The organism is Rhodococcus sp. 05-2254-5, from assembly GCF_002258575.1.
GTDB classification, from domain to species: Bacteria; Actinomycetota; Actinomycetes; order Mycobacteriales; family Mycobacteriaceae; genus Rhodococcoides; species Rhodococcoides fascians.
The window spans coordinates 170,642-188,701 of record NZ_NOZG01000002.1 but is presented as its reverse complement, the minus strand read 5'-3'; the positions used below and the strand labels follow the sequence as shown (position 1 = coordinate 188,701).

The 18,060-nt window shown below is 64.9% G+C and carries 17 protein-coding genes and 1 pseudogene; 8 read left to right on the top strand and 10 right to left on the bottom strand.

Annotated features, from left to right (window positions below):
* Positions 1-2 precede the first annotated feature (2 nt).
* The 4 genes from CH278_RS01835 to CH278_RS01820 are packed head-to-tail and all read right to left on the bottom strand — an operon-like array spanning position 3 to position 6,377.
* Positions 3-716, bottom strand: a complete 714-nt coding sequence (locus CH278_RS01835; RefSeq protein ID WP_255175955.1) for a GntR family transcriptional regulator — start codon at positions 714-716, stop codon at positions 3-5.
* A 14-nt stretch (positions 717-730) separates the two neighbouring features.
* Complete coding sequence (locus CH278_RS01830) at positions 731-2,206, bottom strand: NAD-dependent succinate-semialdehyde dehydrogenase (RefSeq protein WP_094621040.1); 1,476 nt, start codon at positions 2,204-2,206, stop codon at positions 731-733.
* Positions 2,203-5,115, bottom strand: a complete 2,913-nt coding sequence (locus CH278_RS01825; RefSeq protein WP_094621039.1) for an FAD-binding and (Fe-S)-binding domain-containing protein — start codon at positions 5,113-5,115, stop codon at positions 2,203-2,205. Before CH278_RS01825 ends, CH278_RS01830 begins: the two co-directional genes overlap by 4 nt.
* On the bottom strand, positions 5,112-6,377 hold the full coding sequence (locus CH278_RS01820) for an aspartate aminotransferase family protein (RefSeq protein ID WP_057473458.1): 1,266 nt from the start codon (positions 6,375-6,377) through the stop codon (positions 5,112-5,114). Before CH278_RS01820 ends, CH278_RS01825 begins: the two co-directional genes overlap by 4 nt.
* A gap of 105 nt (positions 6,378-6,482) precedes the next feature.
* Between CH278_RS01820 and CH278_RS01815 the strand changes: the two genes are divergently transcribed.
* The 3 genes from CH278_RS01815 to CH278_RS01805 are packed head-to-tail and all read left to right on the top strand — an operon-like array spanning position 6,483 to position 8,251.
* A complete protein-coding gene (locus CH278_RS01815) occupies positions 6,483-7,370 on the top strand; it encodes a ribokinase (protein WP_072692169.1) in 888 nt (295 codons plus the stop codon).
* Positions 7,367-7,837, top strand: coding sequence for a helix-turn-helix transcriptional regulator (locus CH278_RS01810; RefSeq protein ID WP_032368193.1), 471 nt, complete (start codon positions 7,367-7,369; stop codon positions 7,835-7,837). The genes CH278_RS01815 and CH278_RS01810 overlap by 4 nt, the downstream gene beginning before the upstream one ends.
* Positions 7,838-7,846: 9 nt before the next feature.
* Positions 7,847-8,251, top strand: coding sequence for a VOC family protein (locus CH278_RS01805; RefSeq protein ID WP_027497546.1), 405 nt, complete (start codon positions 7,847-7,849; stop codon positions 8,249-8,251).
* 19 nt (positions 8,252-8,270) lie between these two features.
* Here the strand turns inward: CH278_RS01805 and crcB are convergent, their stop codons facing one another.
* Positions 8,271-8,645 carry a fluoride efflux transporter CrcB gene (crcB, locus tag CH278_RS01800; RefSeq protein WP_094621038.1) on the bottom strand — a complete coding sequence of 125 codons (375 nt, stop codon included), beginning with the start codon at positions 8,643-8,645 and terminating at the stop codon, positions 8,271-8,273.
* Positions 8,642-9,055 (bottom strand): CrcB family protein, encoded by a 414-nt coding sequence (locus tag CH278_RS01795; protein ID WP_094621037.1) that lies wholly within the window; start codon positions 9,053-9,055, stop codon positions 8,642-8,644. Before CH278_RS01795 ends, crcB begins: the two co-directional genes overlap by 4 nt.
* A gap of 45 nt (positions 9,056-9,100) precedes the next feature.
* Here CH278_RS01795 and CH278_RS01790 point away from each other — a divergent pair, with 45 nt between their 5' ends.
* The 5 genes and pseudogenes from CH278_RS01790 (at position 9,101) to CH278_RS01775 (ending at position 14,653) form a co-directional block, all read left to right on the top strand.
* Entirely contained in the window at positions 9,101-11,218 is a 2,118-nt protein-coding gene (locus CH278_RS01790) for a RecQ family ATP-dependent DNA helicase (protein WP_094621036.1), read from the top strand.
* Between the two features lie 126 nt (positions 11,219-11,344).
* Positions 11,345-11,917, top strand: a pseudogene (ectA, locus tag CH278_RS27850) (diaminobutyrate acetyltransferase); the annotation flags it as partial.
* Positions 11,918-11,965: 48 nt separating this feature from the next.
* On the top strand, positions 11,966-13,243 hold the full coding sequence (gene ectB, locus CH278_RS01785; RefSeq protein WP_045841368.1) for a diaminobutyrate--2-oxoglutarate transaminase: 1,278 nt from the start codon (positions 11,966-11,968) through the stop codon (positions 13,241-13,243).
* Between the two features lie 38 nt (positions 13,244-13,281).
* Positions 13,282-13,680 (top strand): ectoine synthase, encoded by a 399-nt coding sequence (locus tag CH278_RS01780; protein ID WP_027497550.1) that lies wholly within the window; start codon positions 13,282-13,284, stop codon positions 13,678-13,680.
* A 154-nt stretch (positions 13,681-13,834) separates the two neighbouring features.
* Positions 13,835-14,653, top strand: coding sequence for a Sir2 family NAD-dependent protein deacetylase (locus CH278_RS01775; RefSeq protein WP_094621200.1), 819 nt, complete (start codon positions 13,835-13,837; stop codon positions 14,651-14,653).
* Here the strand turns inward: CH278_RS01775 and proB are convergent.
* The 4 genes from proB to rplU all read right to left on the bottom strand — a co-directional run bounded on the left by proB (position 14,626) and on the right by rplU (position 18,025).
* Complete coding sequence (proB, locus tag CH278_RS01770) at positions 14,626-15,705, bottom strand: glutamate 5-kinase (RefSeq protein WP_370878787.1); 1,080 nt, start codon at positions 15,703-15,705, stop codon at positions 14,626-14,628. The genes CH278_RS01775 and proB overlap by 28 nt on opposite strands.
* A gap of 62 nt (positions 15,706-15,767) precedes the next feature.
* Positions 15,768-17,219 (bottom strand): GTPase ObgE, encoded by a 1,452-nt coding sequence (gene obgE / locus CH278_RS01765; RefSeq protein WP_032368196.1) that lies wholly within the window; start codon positions 17,217-17,219, stop codon positions 15,768-15,770.
* A gap of 171 nt (positions 17,220-17,390) precedes the next feature.
* On the bottom strand, positions 17,391-17,654 hold the full coding sequence (gene rpmA, locus CH278_RS01760) for a 50S ribosomal protein L27 (protein ID WP_027497554.1): 264 nt from the start codon (positions 17,652-17,654) through the stop codon (positions 17,391-17,393).
* A gap of 59 nt (positions 17,655-17,713) precedes the next feature.
* The gene (gene rplU / locus CH278_RS01755; protein ID WP_027497555.1) at positions 17,714-18,025 is read right to left on the bottom strand and encodes a 50S ribosomal protein L21; all 312 of its coding nucleotides are present in this window, start codon (positions 18,023-18,025) and stop codon (positions 17,714-17,716) included.
* Positions 18,026-18,060: the final 35 nt, after the last annotated feature.

Below are 18,060 nucleotides of genomic sequence, written 5' to 3'. Positions count from 1 at the left end.
CTCTACCCGGGTGATGCGAGTACGGATTGCCCGGCCTGCTCGTCGACCATGGCTCGCGTCAGATCGTGCACGGCGGTGTCCATGTGTTCGTGGACACCCTTCTCGAGCGCATCCCAATCCGATCCCAGCAGCAGATCGACGATCAGCTGATGTTCCTCGACCAGAGCCTCGGGACGGTAGTAAGCAGTTTCGAGATTTGCCATGCAGATGCGTGCCTCGGCCGCCAGCGTGGCGTACATACGCGACATCCGACTGTTCCTCGTGGCCGCTACCAGGGCAGTGTGAAAGGCAAGGTCGCGTTCGGCGAGGCCACGCCAATCCGCCCGATCGATGAACGGCTGCATCTGCATCACGATGGCCGAGAGTTCGTCCGCGGTCTTGATCAGCTGCGCACGATCGCCATGTACCAGAGTCCATGCCGCACCGACCTCGATCGCTGCACGCGACTGGTAGATCTCGGCGACGTCGCCGCTGCTGAGCTCGACGACGAACACACCGCGGTTGCGGTAGCTGACGAGCAGTCCCTCCTGATTCAGACGCTGCAACGCCTCTCGCACGGGGCCACGTGAAATCTCCAGCTCCGCCGCGACATTCGCCTCGTTGATCTGTTCTCCGGGCGCGTAGGACCCGTCGATGATGCGATCGCGAATCTGATCCGCGATCACCATCGACGTGTTGCGTGCGTCGATCGGTGTCAGGCGTCTCGAACCGGGCATGATCAGAACCTTCCTCAGCTGCGGGGAATCGCGAAGTATTTGTACTCCAGAAACTCGTCTATTCCGACTTTCCCGCCCTCGCGGCCGAGTCCCGATTGTTTGACACCACCGAACGGGGCTGCCGGATTCGACACCAGCCCGGTGTTGAGCCCCACCATGCCCACCTCGAGGCGCTCCCCCATTCGCAGAGCCCGATCGATGTCCTGGGTGAACACGTATCCGACCAGTCCCCATTCGGTGTCGTTGGCCAGCGCGACGACCTCGTCCTCGGTGTCGAAGGGAACGATGGCGGCCACCGGTCCGAATATTTCCTGGGACATCAGATCCGATTCGGTATCGACATCGGTCAGGACGGTCGGTGGGTAGAAGTAGCCCGGCCCGTCCGGGGCCGCTCCACCGACGACGGCGCGGGCACCGCGCGCGAGAGCATCGTCGACCAGAGCCTGGACCTTGCCCCGGCCTGCGTCGTTGATCAGCGGCCCCACCTCGGTCCCGTGAGAAGCGCCCGCGCCCACCCTCAGCGCGCCCATTCGGTCGGCCAAAGCATCCGAAAAGCGTTGTGCCACACTGCGGTGAACGAAGAACCGGTTCGCTGCGGTACATGCTTCGCCCATGTTGCGCATCTTGGCAACCATGGCTCCGTCGACGGCGCGGTCGAGATCTGCATCGTCCATGACCACGAAGGGTGCATTCCCGCCCAGCTCCATCGACGTCCGCATCACCGTCGCCGCCGCTTGTTCGAGCAGAATCTTGCCCACTGCCGTGGATCCTGTGAAGCTGATCTTGCGGGCAGCGCCGCTGCTCATCCACGACCCCACGACACCCGACGCATCGGTGGTCGGCACGATGTTGACGACGCCCGCAGGCACCCCCGCCTCGTGGAGAATCTGCACCAGCGCAAGTGCGGTCAGCGGCGTCTGCTCGGCGGGCTTGAACACGACGGTGCAGCCTGCCGCAAGGGCAGGCCCGATCTTGCGAGTTCCCATGGCCAGCGGGAAGTTCCACGGCGTGACGAGAATGCAGGGCCCGACCGGCGCGCGGGTGACCACGATGCGGTTCTTCCCGTCTCCGGTCAGGGTGTGATCACCCGAGATGCGTACCGCTTCCTCCGAGAACCAGCGAAAGAACTCGGCTCCGTACGCCACCTCGCCGCGCGCGTCGGCGAGCGGTTTACCCATCTCGGCGGTGATGATCGCAGCGAGCTCTTCCGAGCGGGCCATGATCATCTCGTATGCCGTCCGCAGTATGTCGCTTCGCACTCGCGGTGCGGTGGCCGCCCACTCCGCCGCGGAGTCGACGGCTGCAGCGAGCGCTTTCTCTGCGTCCAAGATACCGCCGTTCGCAACCGTGGCGATGACCTCGCCCGTGGCCGGGTCCACGACGTCGAATCGGGCGTCCGATACCGACGGAGACCACACACCACCGATGAAACAATCTGTGGGAGAGGTGATGCGCGGACGCGTGAGGCTGGTGGTCGAGCTGGCGGTCATGGCCGCGGTCCTTTCGTCGAACGTGGATCGAGTATCTGTGCCAGGTGTACGGATGCATCGTCGCCCGAGTCACCGGTCAGTTGGCGCACCTGCATGTGACAGCTGAATCCGTCGGTCAGAACAGGAGTGTCGGGTTCGGTGGCCCGCAACGCGGGCGCGAGAGCCTGCTCGGCGACATCCATGCTGAGCTCGTAATGCCGACTCTCGAAACCGAAATTACCTGCTACACCGCAACATCCGGTGGCCTCACGTACCGACTCGATGCCCACCGCCGCGAGGGCTCGGCGCTGCGTTGCATCGCCGAAGACGGCGTACTCGTGGCAGTGAGTCTGCACCGTGACCGCAGCCGGCATGTTGCCCGAGGGCTGCCAGCCCGCGCTTGCTTGATCGATCACCGCTCCGGCAAAGCTCTGGACGCGCGCCGCGACCCTCCTCGCCGCGTCCGTGGGGACCAGTTCGGGCATGTCCTTACGGAACGCGGCCGCACAGCTCGGTTCGGTCACGACGATCGGCCTGTCGGTACCGTCGTCCAGCGCCGCAACGGCTTTCGTCAGCTGCTTGCGAGCGGACTTCAGCTGACCCGTGGAAATCCACGTCAAACCGCAACACACATCCGTTCGGCATTCGGTGGTGCGTCCGGAGTCTTCGAGAACGCGTTGTGCCGCACCCGCGACCTCGGGGCGAAATCCTTGTGTGAACGTGTCGACGACGAGCACCACATCGGCGTCGCGGCCACCGCCGACTCGGACGGCATCGGCCAGTTCCTTCGACGACGCGAACCGAGGCAATGCGCGTTCGGTGGTCAGCCCACCCAGACGTGCCGCCACTGCCGACACCCGGGGTGTCAGCAGACGATTGAGCAGCGGTGCCGTTCGCATCGTCACCGCGAGCCATCGAGGCAACCACCCGAGCGAGTAGTGCGACAGCGGCCGCAGCCGCCTCGCGTAGTGATGGTCGAGGAACTCCGATTTGTACGTGGCCATGTCGACGCCGACAGGACAGTCCGAGGAGCAGGCCTTGCACGACAGGCAGAGATCGAGCGACTCCGCAACGTCCTTCGATGCCCATCCGTCGGCCACCGTCGGAGAACTGCGCACCATCTCCTGCAGCACCCGCGCCCGGCCCCGCGTCGAATCCTTCTCGTCACCCGTCGCACGGTAGCTCGGGCACATGACGCCACCGGTTGTCGTTCTACATTTACCCACGCCCACACAGGATTGGGTCGCATGGACGAACGGGTCCAGATCGGGTCGCGACCCTATTTGGTGGAGATCGAAGCTGGTCTTCCACTCCCGGGCCGGGATGCCTTGAAGCATCAGGTTGTCCATCAGGGGTTCGGGGTCGGTGATGGATCCGGGGTTCAGGATTCCCGCGGGGTCCCAGATGCGCTTGAACCGGGAGAAGGCGTCGAGCATGCGAGGGGAATACATGACCGGCAACAACTCCGAGCGCGCGCGGCCGTCACCGTGCTCGCCCGAAAGACTGCCGCCGTGCTTGACGACGACGCGTGCGGCAGCGCGCAGGAAGTCGTACATCACTCGTCGTCCGGCGTCGGTGCGTTGGTCGAAGGTGATCCTTACGTGCATGCAGCCGGCACCGAAGTGGCCGTACATCACTCCGGTCAAGTCGTGTTCGGCCAGTAGCGAATTCAGGTCCGCGAGATACGCCGACAGATTTCCCGGTGCCACGGCGGCGTCTTCCCAACCGCCCCAGGACTCGACTCCACTCGCCAGGCGCGTCGCCAAACCGGCACCGTCCTCGCGCACCCGCCACAACGCTGCGCGATCGGCCGCATCGGTCACGATACGACCCTCTTTGACGCGCCCGAGCCGACCGAGCGCCTCGAGCAACCGAGATGCCTTGTCCTGCACTTCTGTCGCATCGGCCCCGTCGAGGTCGACGTACAACCAGGCATTTCCTGCAGGGAGCCCCCGTACCGAGTCCGGTCCGCGGCGATACTCCATCGTGCCGGCGATGTTGTCGTCGATTCCTTCGACGGCCGCGGGTGAGAACTCGAGAATGGTCGTCACGTCCGCCGCGGCGGCCACCACGTCGTCGTATCCGAGACACAGCAGCAGTGCGGCTGGGGGTACGGGCACGACGGCGACGGTCACCGACACGATCACCGCGCAGGCACCTTCGCTTCCGACGAGTGCTCGGGCAACGTCGAAACCGTTCTCCGGCAACAGATGCGAGAGGTGGAATCCCGATACCTGACGCGGGATGCGACCCAACTCGACCCGCAGGAGGGCCAGGTTGTCGGACACCAGCGAGCGCAGCTCGTTCGAGATACGTTCGGCTGCAGCGACAGCCGCCGAGTCCTGGGTTCTCAGCGCCTGCACACCACTGCGGGTGACTCGCAGCAGGTATCCGTCGGCGGTCACCACGTCCATGGCCACCGTGTGGTCGGCGGTGCGTCCGTACCGCACGGAGTGGTTACCGCACGCGTCGTTGCCGACGGCTCCGCCCACCGTCGCGCGGGTCTTGCTGGACGGATCGGGCGCAAAGGTGAAGGCACCGTCGGTCCGCGTCACCAGCTGACGTTGCAACTCCGAGATGACGATTCCGGGCTCGACGACGGCAGTCCTGGACTCGGTGTCGACCGAGAGCACTCGGTTCATGTGGCGCGAGAAGTCGAGGACGATCCCACGGCCGATTGCGTTGCCCGCCATGGAGGTACCGCCGCCACGCCCGATGACGACAACGTCGGCGGCGGCACACAGCGACACGACCGTAGCCACTTCGTCGGCGCTGCGCGGAAAGACGACAGCGGCCGGCGGGACTCGGTAGTTCGACGCGTCGTAGGAGTATTCGGCCAATCGTCGGGACGAATCGTCGACATCGATGCCCAGTCTTCGCACTCGCTGTACGAGTGCGGGCACCTCGGAACGAACAGGGGCTGCTGTCACAGCACGTTCTTCAATGTCCGCGACAACGCGTCGAGTCCGAACGTCATCTCGTCGTCGCTCACGATCAGTGCTGGAATGATACGAACCACGTTGCCGAGCGCACCGCAGGTGAGCAACAGCAGCCCTTCGTCGATGGCACCCTGTTGCACCCGCAGAGCAGCGGCGGCGTCGGGATTGCCCGAGCTGTCGACGAATTCGAGCGCCTGCATCAATCCGAGTCCCCGAGCATCACCGATGGCCGGGTGCTGTTCCTTCAGCGCGAGAAGGCCGTCGAGGAGAACTCGGCCCTGCGCTGCCGCGTTGTCGACCAGCCCTTCCTCGCGCACGACGTCGAGGGTAGCGACTCCCGCCGCAGCAGCGACGGCGTTGCCGCCGTAGGTTCCGCCTTGCGACCCCGGCCATGCCTTGCCCATCAGCTCTGCCGATGCGGCGATCGCCGAGATCGGGAACCCGCTGGCGAGTCCTTTTGCGGTAATGAGGATGTCGGGAGTGATCGACGAGTGCTGATGGCCCCAGAACGTTCCGGTGCGTCCGACTCCGGCCTGCACCTCGTCGACGATCAGGACGATGCCGTGGGTGTCGGCGCGTTCGCGCAAGCCCTCGAGGAATGCAGGGGGCGTGGGCAGGTACCCGCCGTCGCCCAGCACCGGCTCGATGATGAACGCAGCCGTGTCGGCGGGGCTGGACATCGTCATCAACAGGTAGTCGAGTTCCTTCAGCGCGAAGGCGACTGCGGTGTCGATGTCCCATCCGTACCGAAATGCATACGGAAACGGTGCGATGTGCACCCCACCCATGATCGGCGAGAATCCCGATCGGAACTTGGTTCCCGCCGTGGTGAGCGATGCAGCCGCCACCGTTCGCCCGTGGAAGCCGCCGTGGAATGCAACGATGTTCGGTCGACCGGTTGCCATGCGCGCCAATCGGATCGACGCCTCGACTGCCTCGGATCCCGAGTTCGCGTAGAACACACTGTCCAACCCGGCAGGCAACACTTCTCCGAGCTTGTCGGTCAGCGCGAGCAGAGGCTGATGCATGACGGTCGTGTACTGGGCGTGGATGATCTTGCCCACCTGTTCGCGAGCTGCCTCGACCACGCGGGGATGGCAGTGACCGGTGCTGGTGACGCCGATGCCGGTGGTGAAGTCGAGGTACTTGCGCCCGTCGGTCCCGATGATCCAGCTGCCCTTTCCGTGGTCGACGACGATCGGGGTCGCCTGCTTGAGTGCGGGGCTGAGGTGGGTGCGAGTCGACGCTGTCATGGACGCCATCGTCACCCACCGATTCCGGATTGTCAACAATCTGCAATTGTGAATTCCGGGCGGGATCGACCCGTTCGGTCGAGCCGAGAGCGATAGGGTTCGGTCGTGTCCGCATCGAACCCCCGCTCGAGCAGCCCGCGCATCGTCGTACTGGGCAGCATCAACATGGACCTGATCACTCGGACCCCCGCCCTGCCCGAACCGGGCGAAACCGTGTTGGGGACCTCGTTCGACACCGCACCCGGCGGCAAAGGTGCCAACCAGGCGATCGCGGCGTCGAAGTCGGGAGCTCGCGTGAGCTTCGTCGGGGCGGTCGGGGACGACGAATTCGGGCCGACACTGCGGCACACCCTCACCAGCGCAGGCGTCGACGACCATGCTCTGCGAACCGCAGCAGGAGCGTCCGGTATCGCCGCCATCACCGTCGACGACCGAGCCGAGAACAGCATCGTGGTCGTGGCCGGAGCCAACGGCGGTGTACACGAGCTCACCGACGACGACCTGGCAATCATCGACGAGGCCGATATCCTGCTGTGTCAGTTGGAGATTCCCCTCGAGACCGTACTCGCCGCGTTCGAGTACGCACACTCCCGCGCCGTCGTGACGATGCTCAACCCGTCCCCCGTCCAGGATCTGCCCGACGCTCTCGTTGCGGCCACCGACGTCCTGGTGGTCAACGAGGCCGAGGAAGCGCGCATCGGGAGTCGAGTGAAGAACATAGAACATGTGGTCACCACGCTGGGCGCACGAGGCGCGAGATATCGCGGCTCGGAATCGTTCGAGGTACCCGCGCCGAAGGTCGAGGCGGTCGACACCACCGGAGCGGGTGACGCATTCGCCGGAGCACTCGCGGCATCCTGGTCGAGCGGACCCCGCGCTGCCATCCAATGGGCCGTCGCCGCAGGTGCTTTCGCTGCGACGGGAGCCGGCGCGAGCGCGTCCTCGGGAACGAGGGCCCAGATCGAATCCCTCCGCGGTGCGGACGCGCGATGAGTGCGTACGACCCGACCGAGCTCCGCCTGCTGCGCCGCGCACGCGATCGAATGGATCGCGATTTCGCGAAACCGCTCGACGTCCCGTCACTCGCCAGAACCGCGCTGATGTCCACTGCACATTTCAGTCGCCGGTTTCGGGAGGCCTACGGCGAGACGCCGTACGCGCATCTGATGACACGACGGATCGAGCGCGCCAAAGCGCTGCTGCGACGCGGAGACGTCACGGTCACCGAGGCGTGCTTCGCCGTCGGCTGTACCAGTCTCGGGTCGTTCAGCTCGAGATTCACCGAGATCGTGGGCGAGACACCGAGCGCCTACCGCGCCCGCGATCATCGTGGCAGCCACGCCGTACCCAGCTGCACCGCGATGGTTCTCGGACGCCCGATGCGAGGGCCCACATCCCCGACGGCGGCGGTGACCGAGCCGAGCAGAATCGAAGAAGCATCTGCGGCCGGGGCGTCCTAGCCTTCATCCATGACACTTTCACTGAGCCACGTTCACGTCTACACCGACGACCCCGATGCCTCGGTAGCGTTCTACCGGGACGCTCTCGGACTCGAGGTCAAGAGCGAGGTGGCCAACGACGGCTACCGCTGGATCACGCTGTCCACCAGCGAACAACCCGAGATCGAGGTCGTGTTGTCGCAGCCGCACGCGGGCCGTTCTCGGGAACTGGGCGATCAGCTCGCCGCGCTGCTGGCCAAGGGCGAGTTGCCGGGACTACTGTTCCGCGCCGACGACCTCGACGCCGCGTTCGAGCGGATCCGCGCGGCGGGTACGGGCGAGATACTGCAGGAGCCGACGAGTCAGCCCTGGGGTGCCCGCGATGCCGCGTTCCGTGATCCGGCCGGAAACATGGTGCGCGTCAGCCAAGCCTGAAGTGTGGCGCCCGCCTCGACTACAGAGCCGAGGCGAGCGCCAGACCGCCACCGCACGCGAGTACGGACGCCACCAGTGTGCCGATCGCGTTGACGGCGGCGTCGGCCCGACGGCCCTGCTGCAGTAACCGCACGGTGTCCACGGTCGAGGTACTGAAGGTGGTGTAGCCCCCACAGAACCCGGTTCCGAGAACTGCCTGCGCATCGGTGGAGCCGGCGCGCAGCATCACCCAGCCGGCCAGCAACCCGAGCAGGAACGAGCCCGAGATGTTGATGCCGACGGTTGCCCACGGGAAGCTCGTGCGCGAGCTCAGCCGTGACTTCACCTCCGCATCGACGAAGAATCGCGCGACCGACCCGAGCGCGCCGGCCAGGATCACCAGGGCCGCGATCATCGGATCACTCTGTTGGCGAACATGATTCCGGCTCCGGCCGCCACAACTCCCAGCACCACACTGACGACGGCGTATGCCGACGCCAGTCCGGTGAACCCACCCCGGACACCCTCGACCGTTTCGAGGGCGAAGGTGCTGTACGTGGTGAACGCGCCGCAGAACCCCGAACCGCCGAGCAACCGGAGCCGACGCCGCGCACCCGTATCGGGACCACTGCGCAGCAGCGACTCGAGCAGCAACCCCAGCACGAATGCACCGACGATGTTGATTCCGAACGTGGCGAGAGGCCACTGCGACGTCGTGTGCGGGAGACGTTCCTCGATCGCGTAACGAGCAGCAGTACCTGCCGCGCCGCCGACGAATACCGTTGCCAAGACCGCGAGATTGCGATGCGATGCCGGGTCGCTCACCGCCGGCTCTGCTCTCTGTCGTACCGATGCTGCACGATGAACAGTATGACGACAGCGACGCACGCGACCGTAGGCAACTTGCGCGAAGACGCCGAAAGGCTGCTGCGTGAGCTCGCCGGCCCCGATGCGGTGTTGCGCGAGGACCAGTGGACGGCAATAGAGGCGCTGGTCGTGCACCGTCGGCGAGCGCTGGTGGTCCAGCGGACAGGTTGGGGTAAGTCGGCTGTCTACTTCATCGCCGCGAAACTACTGCGCGCCCAGGGTCTGGGACCGACGGTCATCGTGTCGCCGCTGCTGGCGTTGATGCGAAACCAGGTCGCCTCTGCGCAGCGCGCCGGGGTGCGGGCGGCGACCATCAACTCGGGCAACATGACCGAGTGGGACGAGATCCATCAACAGGTGAACTCGGGCGAGCTCGACGTGCTGTTGGTCAGCCCCGAGCGCCTGAACAATCCCGACTTCCGCGACCAGGTGCTGCCGTCGTTGGCCGGTGACGCCGGCCTGGTCGTGGTCGACGAGGCCCACTGTGTCTCCGATTGGGGACATGATTTCCGGCCCGATTACCGGCGGATCCGAACCCTCATCGCCGAACTGCGCGACGGCATACCCGTGCTGGCCACCACCGCGACCGCGAACGACCGGGTGGTCGACGACGTCGCCGCCCAACTCGGGGTCGGCGGCGGAGACACCCTGGTCCTACGCGGCGGACTCGCACGAGACTCACTACGGATGTCGGTGGTGCGGATCGAGAACGCCACCGAGCGCGCAGCGTGGCTCGGCGATCACCTGAAGACCCTGCCGGGCTCCGGAATCATCTACACGCTGACGGTCTCGGCCGCCAAGGATCTCGCCGCGCTGCTCACCGACCAGGGCCACGTCGTGGCGTCGTACACCGGTCAGACCGACCCCACCGAACGCGAATCACTCGAAGCCGACCTACTCGCAAACCGGGTCAAGGCGCTCGTCGCGACCTCCGCACTCGGCATGGGGTTCGACAAACCCGACCTCGGCTTCGTCGTGCACATGGGGGCACCGTCCTCGCCGATCTCCTACTACCAGCAGGTCGGTCGCGCCGGCCGCGCCACCGAACGCGCCGACGTCGTACTACTCCCCGGCCACGAGGACCGGCAGATCTGGAGCTATTTCGCCTCCGTCGCATTCCCGCGGGAACATCTCGTGCGACAGGTCATCGAGGCACTCGATACCGACAAGGCTCAGTCGACCCAAGCTCTCGAGCCACTGGTCGAGCTCAATCGCAGCAGGCTGGAGATGGTGCTCAAGGTCCTGGACGTCGACGGGGCCGTCAGACGCGTCCGTGGCGGTTGGATGGCCACCGGTGAGTCGTGGACGTACGAGGCGAGCCGCTACGAACGCCTCGAGCAAGCCAGGGACCGTGAGCAGCAGGCGATGCTCGACTACCAGAGCACCGATGGGTGCCGGATGGAATTTCTTCGTCGGCAGCTCGACGACCCCGATCTCGGCGCACCCGGCGCCGAGTCCGACCGTTGCGGCCGATGCGACAACTGCACGGGCGAGCATCTCTCGTCCGCGGTCGATGCCACGTCGGTCGACTCTGCGAGGGCCCGGCTCGATCGCCCCGGACTCGATCTCCAGCCCCGAAAGCAGTGGCCCAGTGGGATGAAAAAGCTCGGTGTATCGCTCTCGGGCAAGATCGGCACCCCGCACCGACCGGGTCGCGTTCTCGGCCGCCTCACCGACCTCGGGTGGGGTGGACGCTTGCGAGCCCTGCTGGATGCACCCGACGCTCCCGTCACCGAGGCGCTGGAGAAGGCCTGCATCTCGGTGCTGGCCAACTGGGACTGGGCCGACCGGCCGACCGCCGTGCTGGCCCTCGACTCCCCCACCCACCCGCTGCTGGTGCGCTCGGTAGCCGAGCGCCTGGCAACCGTCGGGAAGCTGGAGAACCTGGGAGTGATGCAGGTCAGACCCGGACATCCCCCGGTATCGGCCGCGAATTCGGCCTTCCGAGTTGCCGGCCTGGTGGACTCGTGGGAGGTTCCGGACGTATCGTCCGTAGACGGGCCGATTCTGCTCGTCGATCTGCTCACCGACACCGGTTGGACGTTCACGTGTGCCACCGCCGCGCTGCAGGCTGCGGGAGCGGATGCGATCCTCCCCTTTGCATTGGCAACGCCCAAATAGGGCATAGCGGCAACGCCGAACCAGGGCCTTCTCGGAATGCGGGTTTGAAAACGCGCCAGGTGGGTACCGCCAGCCGATCCTAAAATATGTGAGCACCATCACAATCGGCGGTTAACCAGGCAAAGCATGTCCGATTCGGGCGTCGATTCTCCGACGCACTCGATATGCTCCCGCCTCCTTGTTACGGTCGTATTTCCTATGAAGCCTGCATTGCTGAGAGGTACCCCGCTCACTGCGCCGGACGCAGTGAAGTTTCGTAAGCCACAGATCTCCGACGGAGTCCGGCTCTGGGAGATCGCAAGAGATTCACGAGTTCTGGACCTGAACTCCAGCTACTCGTACGTGTTGTGGTGCCGAGATTTCGCGGCCACCACCGTCGTATCCGATATCGACGGCCGCGCAGTCGGTTTCGTCACCGGATACATCCGCCAGGACGCCCCTCGAACGCTGTTCGTGTGGCAGGTCGCCGTGGATGCGGACCAGCGCGGCAAGGGACTTGCCGGTCGCATGCTCATGGAGCTGCTCGACCGCCTCGAGCCACAGGGCATCACGCACCTCGAAACCACGATCAGCCCGGACAACGAAGCGTCCATCGCAACCTTCACCAGCCTCGCACGCAAGCGAGGTACCGACATCGTCAAGTCGGATTTGTTCGCGCCCAACGATTTCCCTGATAGCCACGAAGCAGAAGAGCTCTACACCGTAGGCCCGGACGCATCGCGGAATTACGAAAGGAACAAGCAGAACATGACCGAAAAGAACACAGTGACAACAGAGAAGCCCGACGTATTCGAGACCGTCGAGTCCGGCGTGCGTAGCTACAGTCGCCAGTGGCCCGCCGTATTCACCACAGCGAAGAACTCGGTCATCACCGACGAGAACGGCAACGACTACCTCGATTTCTTCGGTGGCGCAGGCGCACTCAACTACGGCCACAACAACGACATGATCAAGAGCGCGTTGGTGGACTACATCACCAGCGATGGCATCACCCACGGACTCGACATGTCCACCGTCGCCAAGCGTGAGTTCCTCGAGTCGTTCAAGAAGAACATCCTCGACCCCCGCGGCTTGGACTACAAGGTTCAGTTCCCCGGTCCGACGGGCACCAACACCGTCGAGGCAGCGCTCAAACTCGCTCGCAAGGTCACCGGGCGCGAAGCGATCATCAACTTCACCAACGCATTCCACGGCATGACACTCGGCGCGTTGTCGGTCACCGGCAACTCGATGAAGCGAGCTGGCGCCGGAATTCCATTGGTGCACACCACCCCGATGCCGTACGACAACTACTTCGGCGGCGTCACCGAGGATTTCCAGTGGTTCGAGCGCGTTCTCGACGACTCGGGCAGTGGATTCAACCGACCGGCCGCGGTGATCGTAGAGACCATTCAGGGCGAGGGCGGAATCAACGTCGCACGACCGGAGTGGTTGCGCGCGTTGGCCGAACTGTGCTCGCGACGCGAAATTCTGCTGATCGTCGACGACGTGCAGATGGGCTGCGGCCGCACCGGCCAGTTCTTCTCGTTCGAGGAAGCCGGCATCACCCCGGACATCGTCACCCTGTCGAAGTCCATCGGCGGCTACGGCATGCCGCTGGCGCTGACACTGTTCAAGCCCGAGCTGGACGTCTGGGCACCGGGTGAGCACAACGGCACCTTCCGCGGCTTCAACCCGTCGTTCGTCACGGCAAAGGCAGCCATCGACCACTACTGGTCCGACGACAAGTTCGAGAAGGAAACGCTCGCCAAGGGCGAGCACATCCAGGATCGGTTCATGAAGTTGTGCGCCAAGTTCGACGGCATCTCGACTCGCGGTCGAGGCATGGTCCAAGCCTTGGTGTTCGACGACGCGGAGTTGGCCGGCAAGGTGTCTCAGCTGTGCTACGACGAGCGTCTGCTCGTCGAGACCGCGGGCCCCAAGGACGAGGTCGTCAAGCTTCTTCCCCCGTTGACCACAACGATCGACGAGCTCGACCGCGGCCTGGACATCATCGAAAGTGCAGTGGCGAAGGTTCTGTCCTAGCCGCGCCCAGCACACACCGACATCGAAGGAGACATCGCATGATCGTTCGCACCACCGAAGAAATCACCGGAACCGACCGCGACATCTCGAGCGAGGACGGCAACTGGCGCAGCAAGAGAATCATTCTGGGCGGTGACAAGGTCGGCTTCTCGTTCCACGAGACCACCATCCAGCCCGGAACGGTGAACAACTTCCACTACGCGAATCACGTCGAAGCGGTGTGGCTCATCGAGGGTGAGGGAACGCTGACCGATCGCGAGACCGGACAGACGTACGAGCTCGGACCGGGGTCGATGTACCTGCTCAACGGGCACGAGCGTCACACCGTGGAGCCGCGCACGACAATGCGCATGCTGTGTGTGTTCAACCCGCCGGTCGTCGGCAACGAGACGCACGACGAAAACGGCGTGTACCCCCTCGTCGAGGTACCTGCGTAACGCATCTCTTCACAACACCGGGCCCGTATCGACGCATTGTCGGTGCGGGCCCGGTGTCGTCGTGGTCGGTCGATGCGTGACACGACTCTTCGCTATCCTGGACGAGGTGAATGCTCCGACCGCGCCCGCGGAAACGTATCGGCAATTGCTTTCGATGCTGGACGGAAGAACTGTTGCAGTGCTCACCGGTGCCGGCATGTCGACCGACTCCGGAATTCCGGACTATCGGGGTCCGAAGTCACCACCGCGCAATCCGATGACTTTTCAGCAGTTCATCGGTGATGCCGAGTTCAGAAGGCACTACTGGGCGCGTAATCACGTGGGTTGGCGACACATGGACGCGGCAGTGCCCAACGACGGCCACCGAGCCCTGACCCGTCTCGAACGCGCAAGAGTCGTCACCGGCATCATCACCCAGAACGTCGACATGCTGCACACCAAAGCCGGCAGCCGCAACGTCATCGATCTCCACGGTGTCTACGCCCGCGTGCGCTGCCTGAACTGCGAGCGGTTGGTATCGAGGTTCGAGTTGGCCGGACGCTTGGATCGAGCCAACCCGGGCTTCGTCGAATCCGTTGCTCCGGCCGAGGGCGTCGAGATCGCACCCGATGCCGACGCGATCATCTCGTCCACCGCGCATTTTCGGATGGTCGATTGCGAATACTGTTCCGGCATACTCAAACCCGACATCGTCTATTTCGGAGAGAGTGTCCCCAAACCGCGCGTGGCCGAGGCCTTCGACCTCGTCGACCGCAGCGACGCACTGCTGGTGCTGGGGTCCTCGCTGACCGTGATGTCGGGCCTGCGATTCGTCAGACACGCGTTCAAGACCGGCACGCCCGTTGTCATCGTCAATCGGGGTTTTACCCGTGGCGACGAATTCGCCTCTCTCACACTGCACACCGGCTGTTCGGAAACAGCGACTGCGCTGGCCGACGCGTCCGATCAGGCGCGGACGAGATCGTCCGCGTGAACCACCGGACGCTGTAGCTCCGCGGCCAACTCCCCCGTGGACCGCCCGAGCATTCCGGACAACTCCCCGGAGTCGTAGGCGACGACCCCACGGGCCACCAGTACACCGTCGGTATCGACGAGAGAGACGACGTCTCCGCCGTGAAAAGAACCGGACACGGCCGTGATCCCCGCAGACAACAACGACCTGCGCCGCTCGACGACTGCTCGCACGGCGCCGGCATCGAGGTGTAGCTCACCTGCCGCGTCGGCCGCATGCCGCACCCAGAACTTTCGTGCCGACAACCGCGTCGGGCGCGCCGCGAAGGCGGTGCCCACTGCGGACGTCGTCAGAGCGTGAGCAGCATCGGATGCCGCGGCCAGCAGCACCGGAACCCCGGCGTCGGCCGCCAGGCGCGCAGCAGAGAGTTTGGAGGCCATACCGCCGGTACCGAGCGCTCCCCCGGACCCGGCGACGACGCCGTCCAGATCCTCCGGGCTGGTCACCTCGGGGATCAACGTGGCCGAACCCTTACGCGGGTCACCGTCGTACAGCCCATCCACATCCGAGAGCAGGAACAGCGCGTCGGCACCGACGAGGTGTGCCACGAGTGCCGCCAACCGATCGTTGTCACCGAACCGAATCTCGGCGGTGGCCACGGTGTCGTTCTCGTTGACGATCGCTACTGCGCCGAGCGACCGTAGCCGATCCAAGGTGCGCTGCGCATTACGGTGATTGGTTCGCCGCGCGATGTCCTCGGCGGTCAGCAACACCTGCCCGACCGTGCGGCCGTACCGGTGGAACGACGAACTCCAGGCGTTGACCAGAGCAAGCTGCCCTACGCTCGCCGCAGCCTGCTTCGTTGCGAGGTCACGCGGGCGTCTGGTGAGACCGAGTGGTGCCATGCCTGCACCGATCGCGCCCGACGAGACGACGACCACGTCGGTGCCGCTACGCATCCGCGACTCGATGGCGTCGGCCAACAGGTCCAGTCGAGCCAGATCGAGACCGGCATCGAGGCTGGTGAGCGCCGAGGATCCGATCTTGACCACGATGCGCTTGGCGTCGGCGATCGTACGACGGGTATCGGTGAGAGCCTCTGCGGGCGAATCGGATTCACGCACCGACACCTCGTCTACTCCTGTTCGGTATCGAGCCCGCGGCGAACCTGACGGGCATGCTTGCGCTCGGAGGCACCGATGCGCTCGACCTGATCGAGTCGAGCATCGGTGCCGCGACCGGTCATCGTGATCTCGACACCGGCCGGGGTCTGCGGTTCCCAATCGAAGGACACGTCGCCGATGGTGACCGACGCGCCCGGCTGAGCGCCCGCCTTGATCAGTGCATCCTCCACGCCGAGCCGCGCGAGGCGGTCCGCGAGGTAGCCGACAGCCTCGTCATTGGTGAACTGCGTCTGGCGCACCCACCGTTCCGGACGGGTACCGCGCACGATGAAGCCGTCCGGGATGTCCGGATCCTTGACGACCTTGAAGCTGTCGTCGTTTCGTGCGACGGGACGCAGCACCTGACGCCGCGGCTCCGGTGCCGGGTGAGCTGTGCGGTAATCCTCGACGAGCTTCGCCAACGCGAACGTCAGAGGCTTGAGACCGGCGCGCGTCACTGCGGAGATGGTGAACACCGGCCAGCCGCGAGACTCGAATTCCGCGGTGACCATCTCGGCGAGCTCGGCACCCTCGGGAATGTCTGCCTTGTTCAGTACGACGATGCGGGGCCGGTCGGCGAGATCACCGAGGCTGGCATCACCGGACAGGGCCGGCTTGTAGGCCGCCAGCTCCGCTTCGAGAGCGTCGACGTCGGAGATCGGGTCACGGCCCGGATCCAGTGTCGCGCAATCGACTACGTGTGCGAGCACAGCGCATCGCTCGAGGTGACGCAGAAAGTCCAGTCCGAGACCGCGGCCCTGACTCGCGCCGGGGATCAGTCCGGGGACGTCGGCGACGGTGAACGTGGTGTCTCCACTGGAGACGACACCGAGGTTGGGCACCAGTGTGGTGAACGGGTAGTCGGCGATCTTCGGCTTCGCTGCGGAAAGAACCGAAACCAACGAGGACTTACCGGCCGACGGGAATCCGACGAGGCCGACGTCGGCGACGGACTTGAGTTCGAGGACGAGTTCGCGTTCGATGCCCTCTTCGCCGAGCAGAGCGAAACCGGGCGCTCGACGAGCCTTGGACGCCAGTGCTGCGTTGCCGAGCCCGCCGCGCCCGCCGGGAGCGGCGTCGAAACGCGTTCCCTCACCGATCATGTCGGCGAGGACGTTGCCCTTCTTGTCGAGCACGACGGTGCCGTCGGGGACCTTGAGAATCAGGTCCTCTCCGTTGGCCCCTTCACGGTTTCCGCCCATGCCCTGAGTTCCGTTGCCGGCCTTCGCATGACTGGAGAAGTGGAAGTCGAGCAATGTGTGGACGTTGCTGTCGACGACGAAGATGACTCCGCCACCCTGACCGCCGTTGCCGCCGTCCGGGCCGCCGAGAGGCTTGAACTTCTCGCGGTGAACCGAAGAGCAGCCGTTGCCACCTTTGCCGGCGCTGACGTGCAGCACCACGCGGTCGATGAATCGTGACATAGCTGTCTTCGATCCTTTCTGGAAGAAAAACGGGGTGAAAAAAGCGATAGGGGCGGACCGGTCTCGTGACCCTGGTCCGCCCCTATCGGGAGCTGTGAACGTGCGCGGTGGACGTCCGACCCGGGCAGTTGCCTGCCGTGCCGGTCATCGTGAGCGCGAGCTGCAGAAGGACTAGGCCTCTACAGTGACCGGAACGATGTTCACGGTCTTGCGTCCGCGCTTGGCACCGAATTCGACTGCGCCGGGAGCGAGTGCGAACAAGGTGTCGTCGCCGCCACGGCCGACGTTGACGCCGGGGTGGAAGTGCGTGCCGCGCTGGCGGACCAGGATCTCGCCTGCGCCGACGGTCTGGCCGCCGAAACGCTTGACGCCGAGGCGCTGTGCGTTCGAGTCGCGACCGTTACGGGAGCTTGATGCACCCTTCTTATGTGCCATGTTGCATACCCTCCTCGGGGTGAATCAGCTGAAAAGAACTCGGGTCCGGTAAGACCTGGTTACTTGATGCCGGTGACCTTGAGGACAGTCAGCTTCTGCCTGTGTCCCTGACGCTTGTGGTATCCGGTCTTGTTCTTGAACTTGTGGATGCGGATCTTCGGGCCCTTGGTGTGCTCGACGATCTCACTGGCGACCGAGATCTTTGCCAGCTTGTCTGCATCTGTGGTCAGGTCGGATCCGTCTACGACGAGGACCGGAGCAAGCGAGACAGCAGTGCCGGGCGCTCCCTCGATCTTCTCGACCTTGACGAGGTCACCAACAGCGACCTTGTACTGCTTTCCGCCGGTCTTGACGATCGCGTACGTTGCCATCGGAGGGCTACCCCTTGCTTCTTCGAACTTGCTCG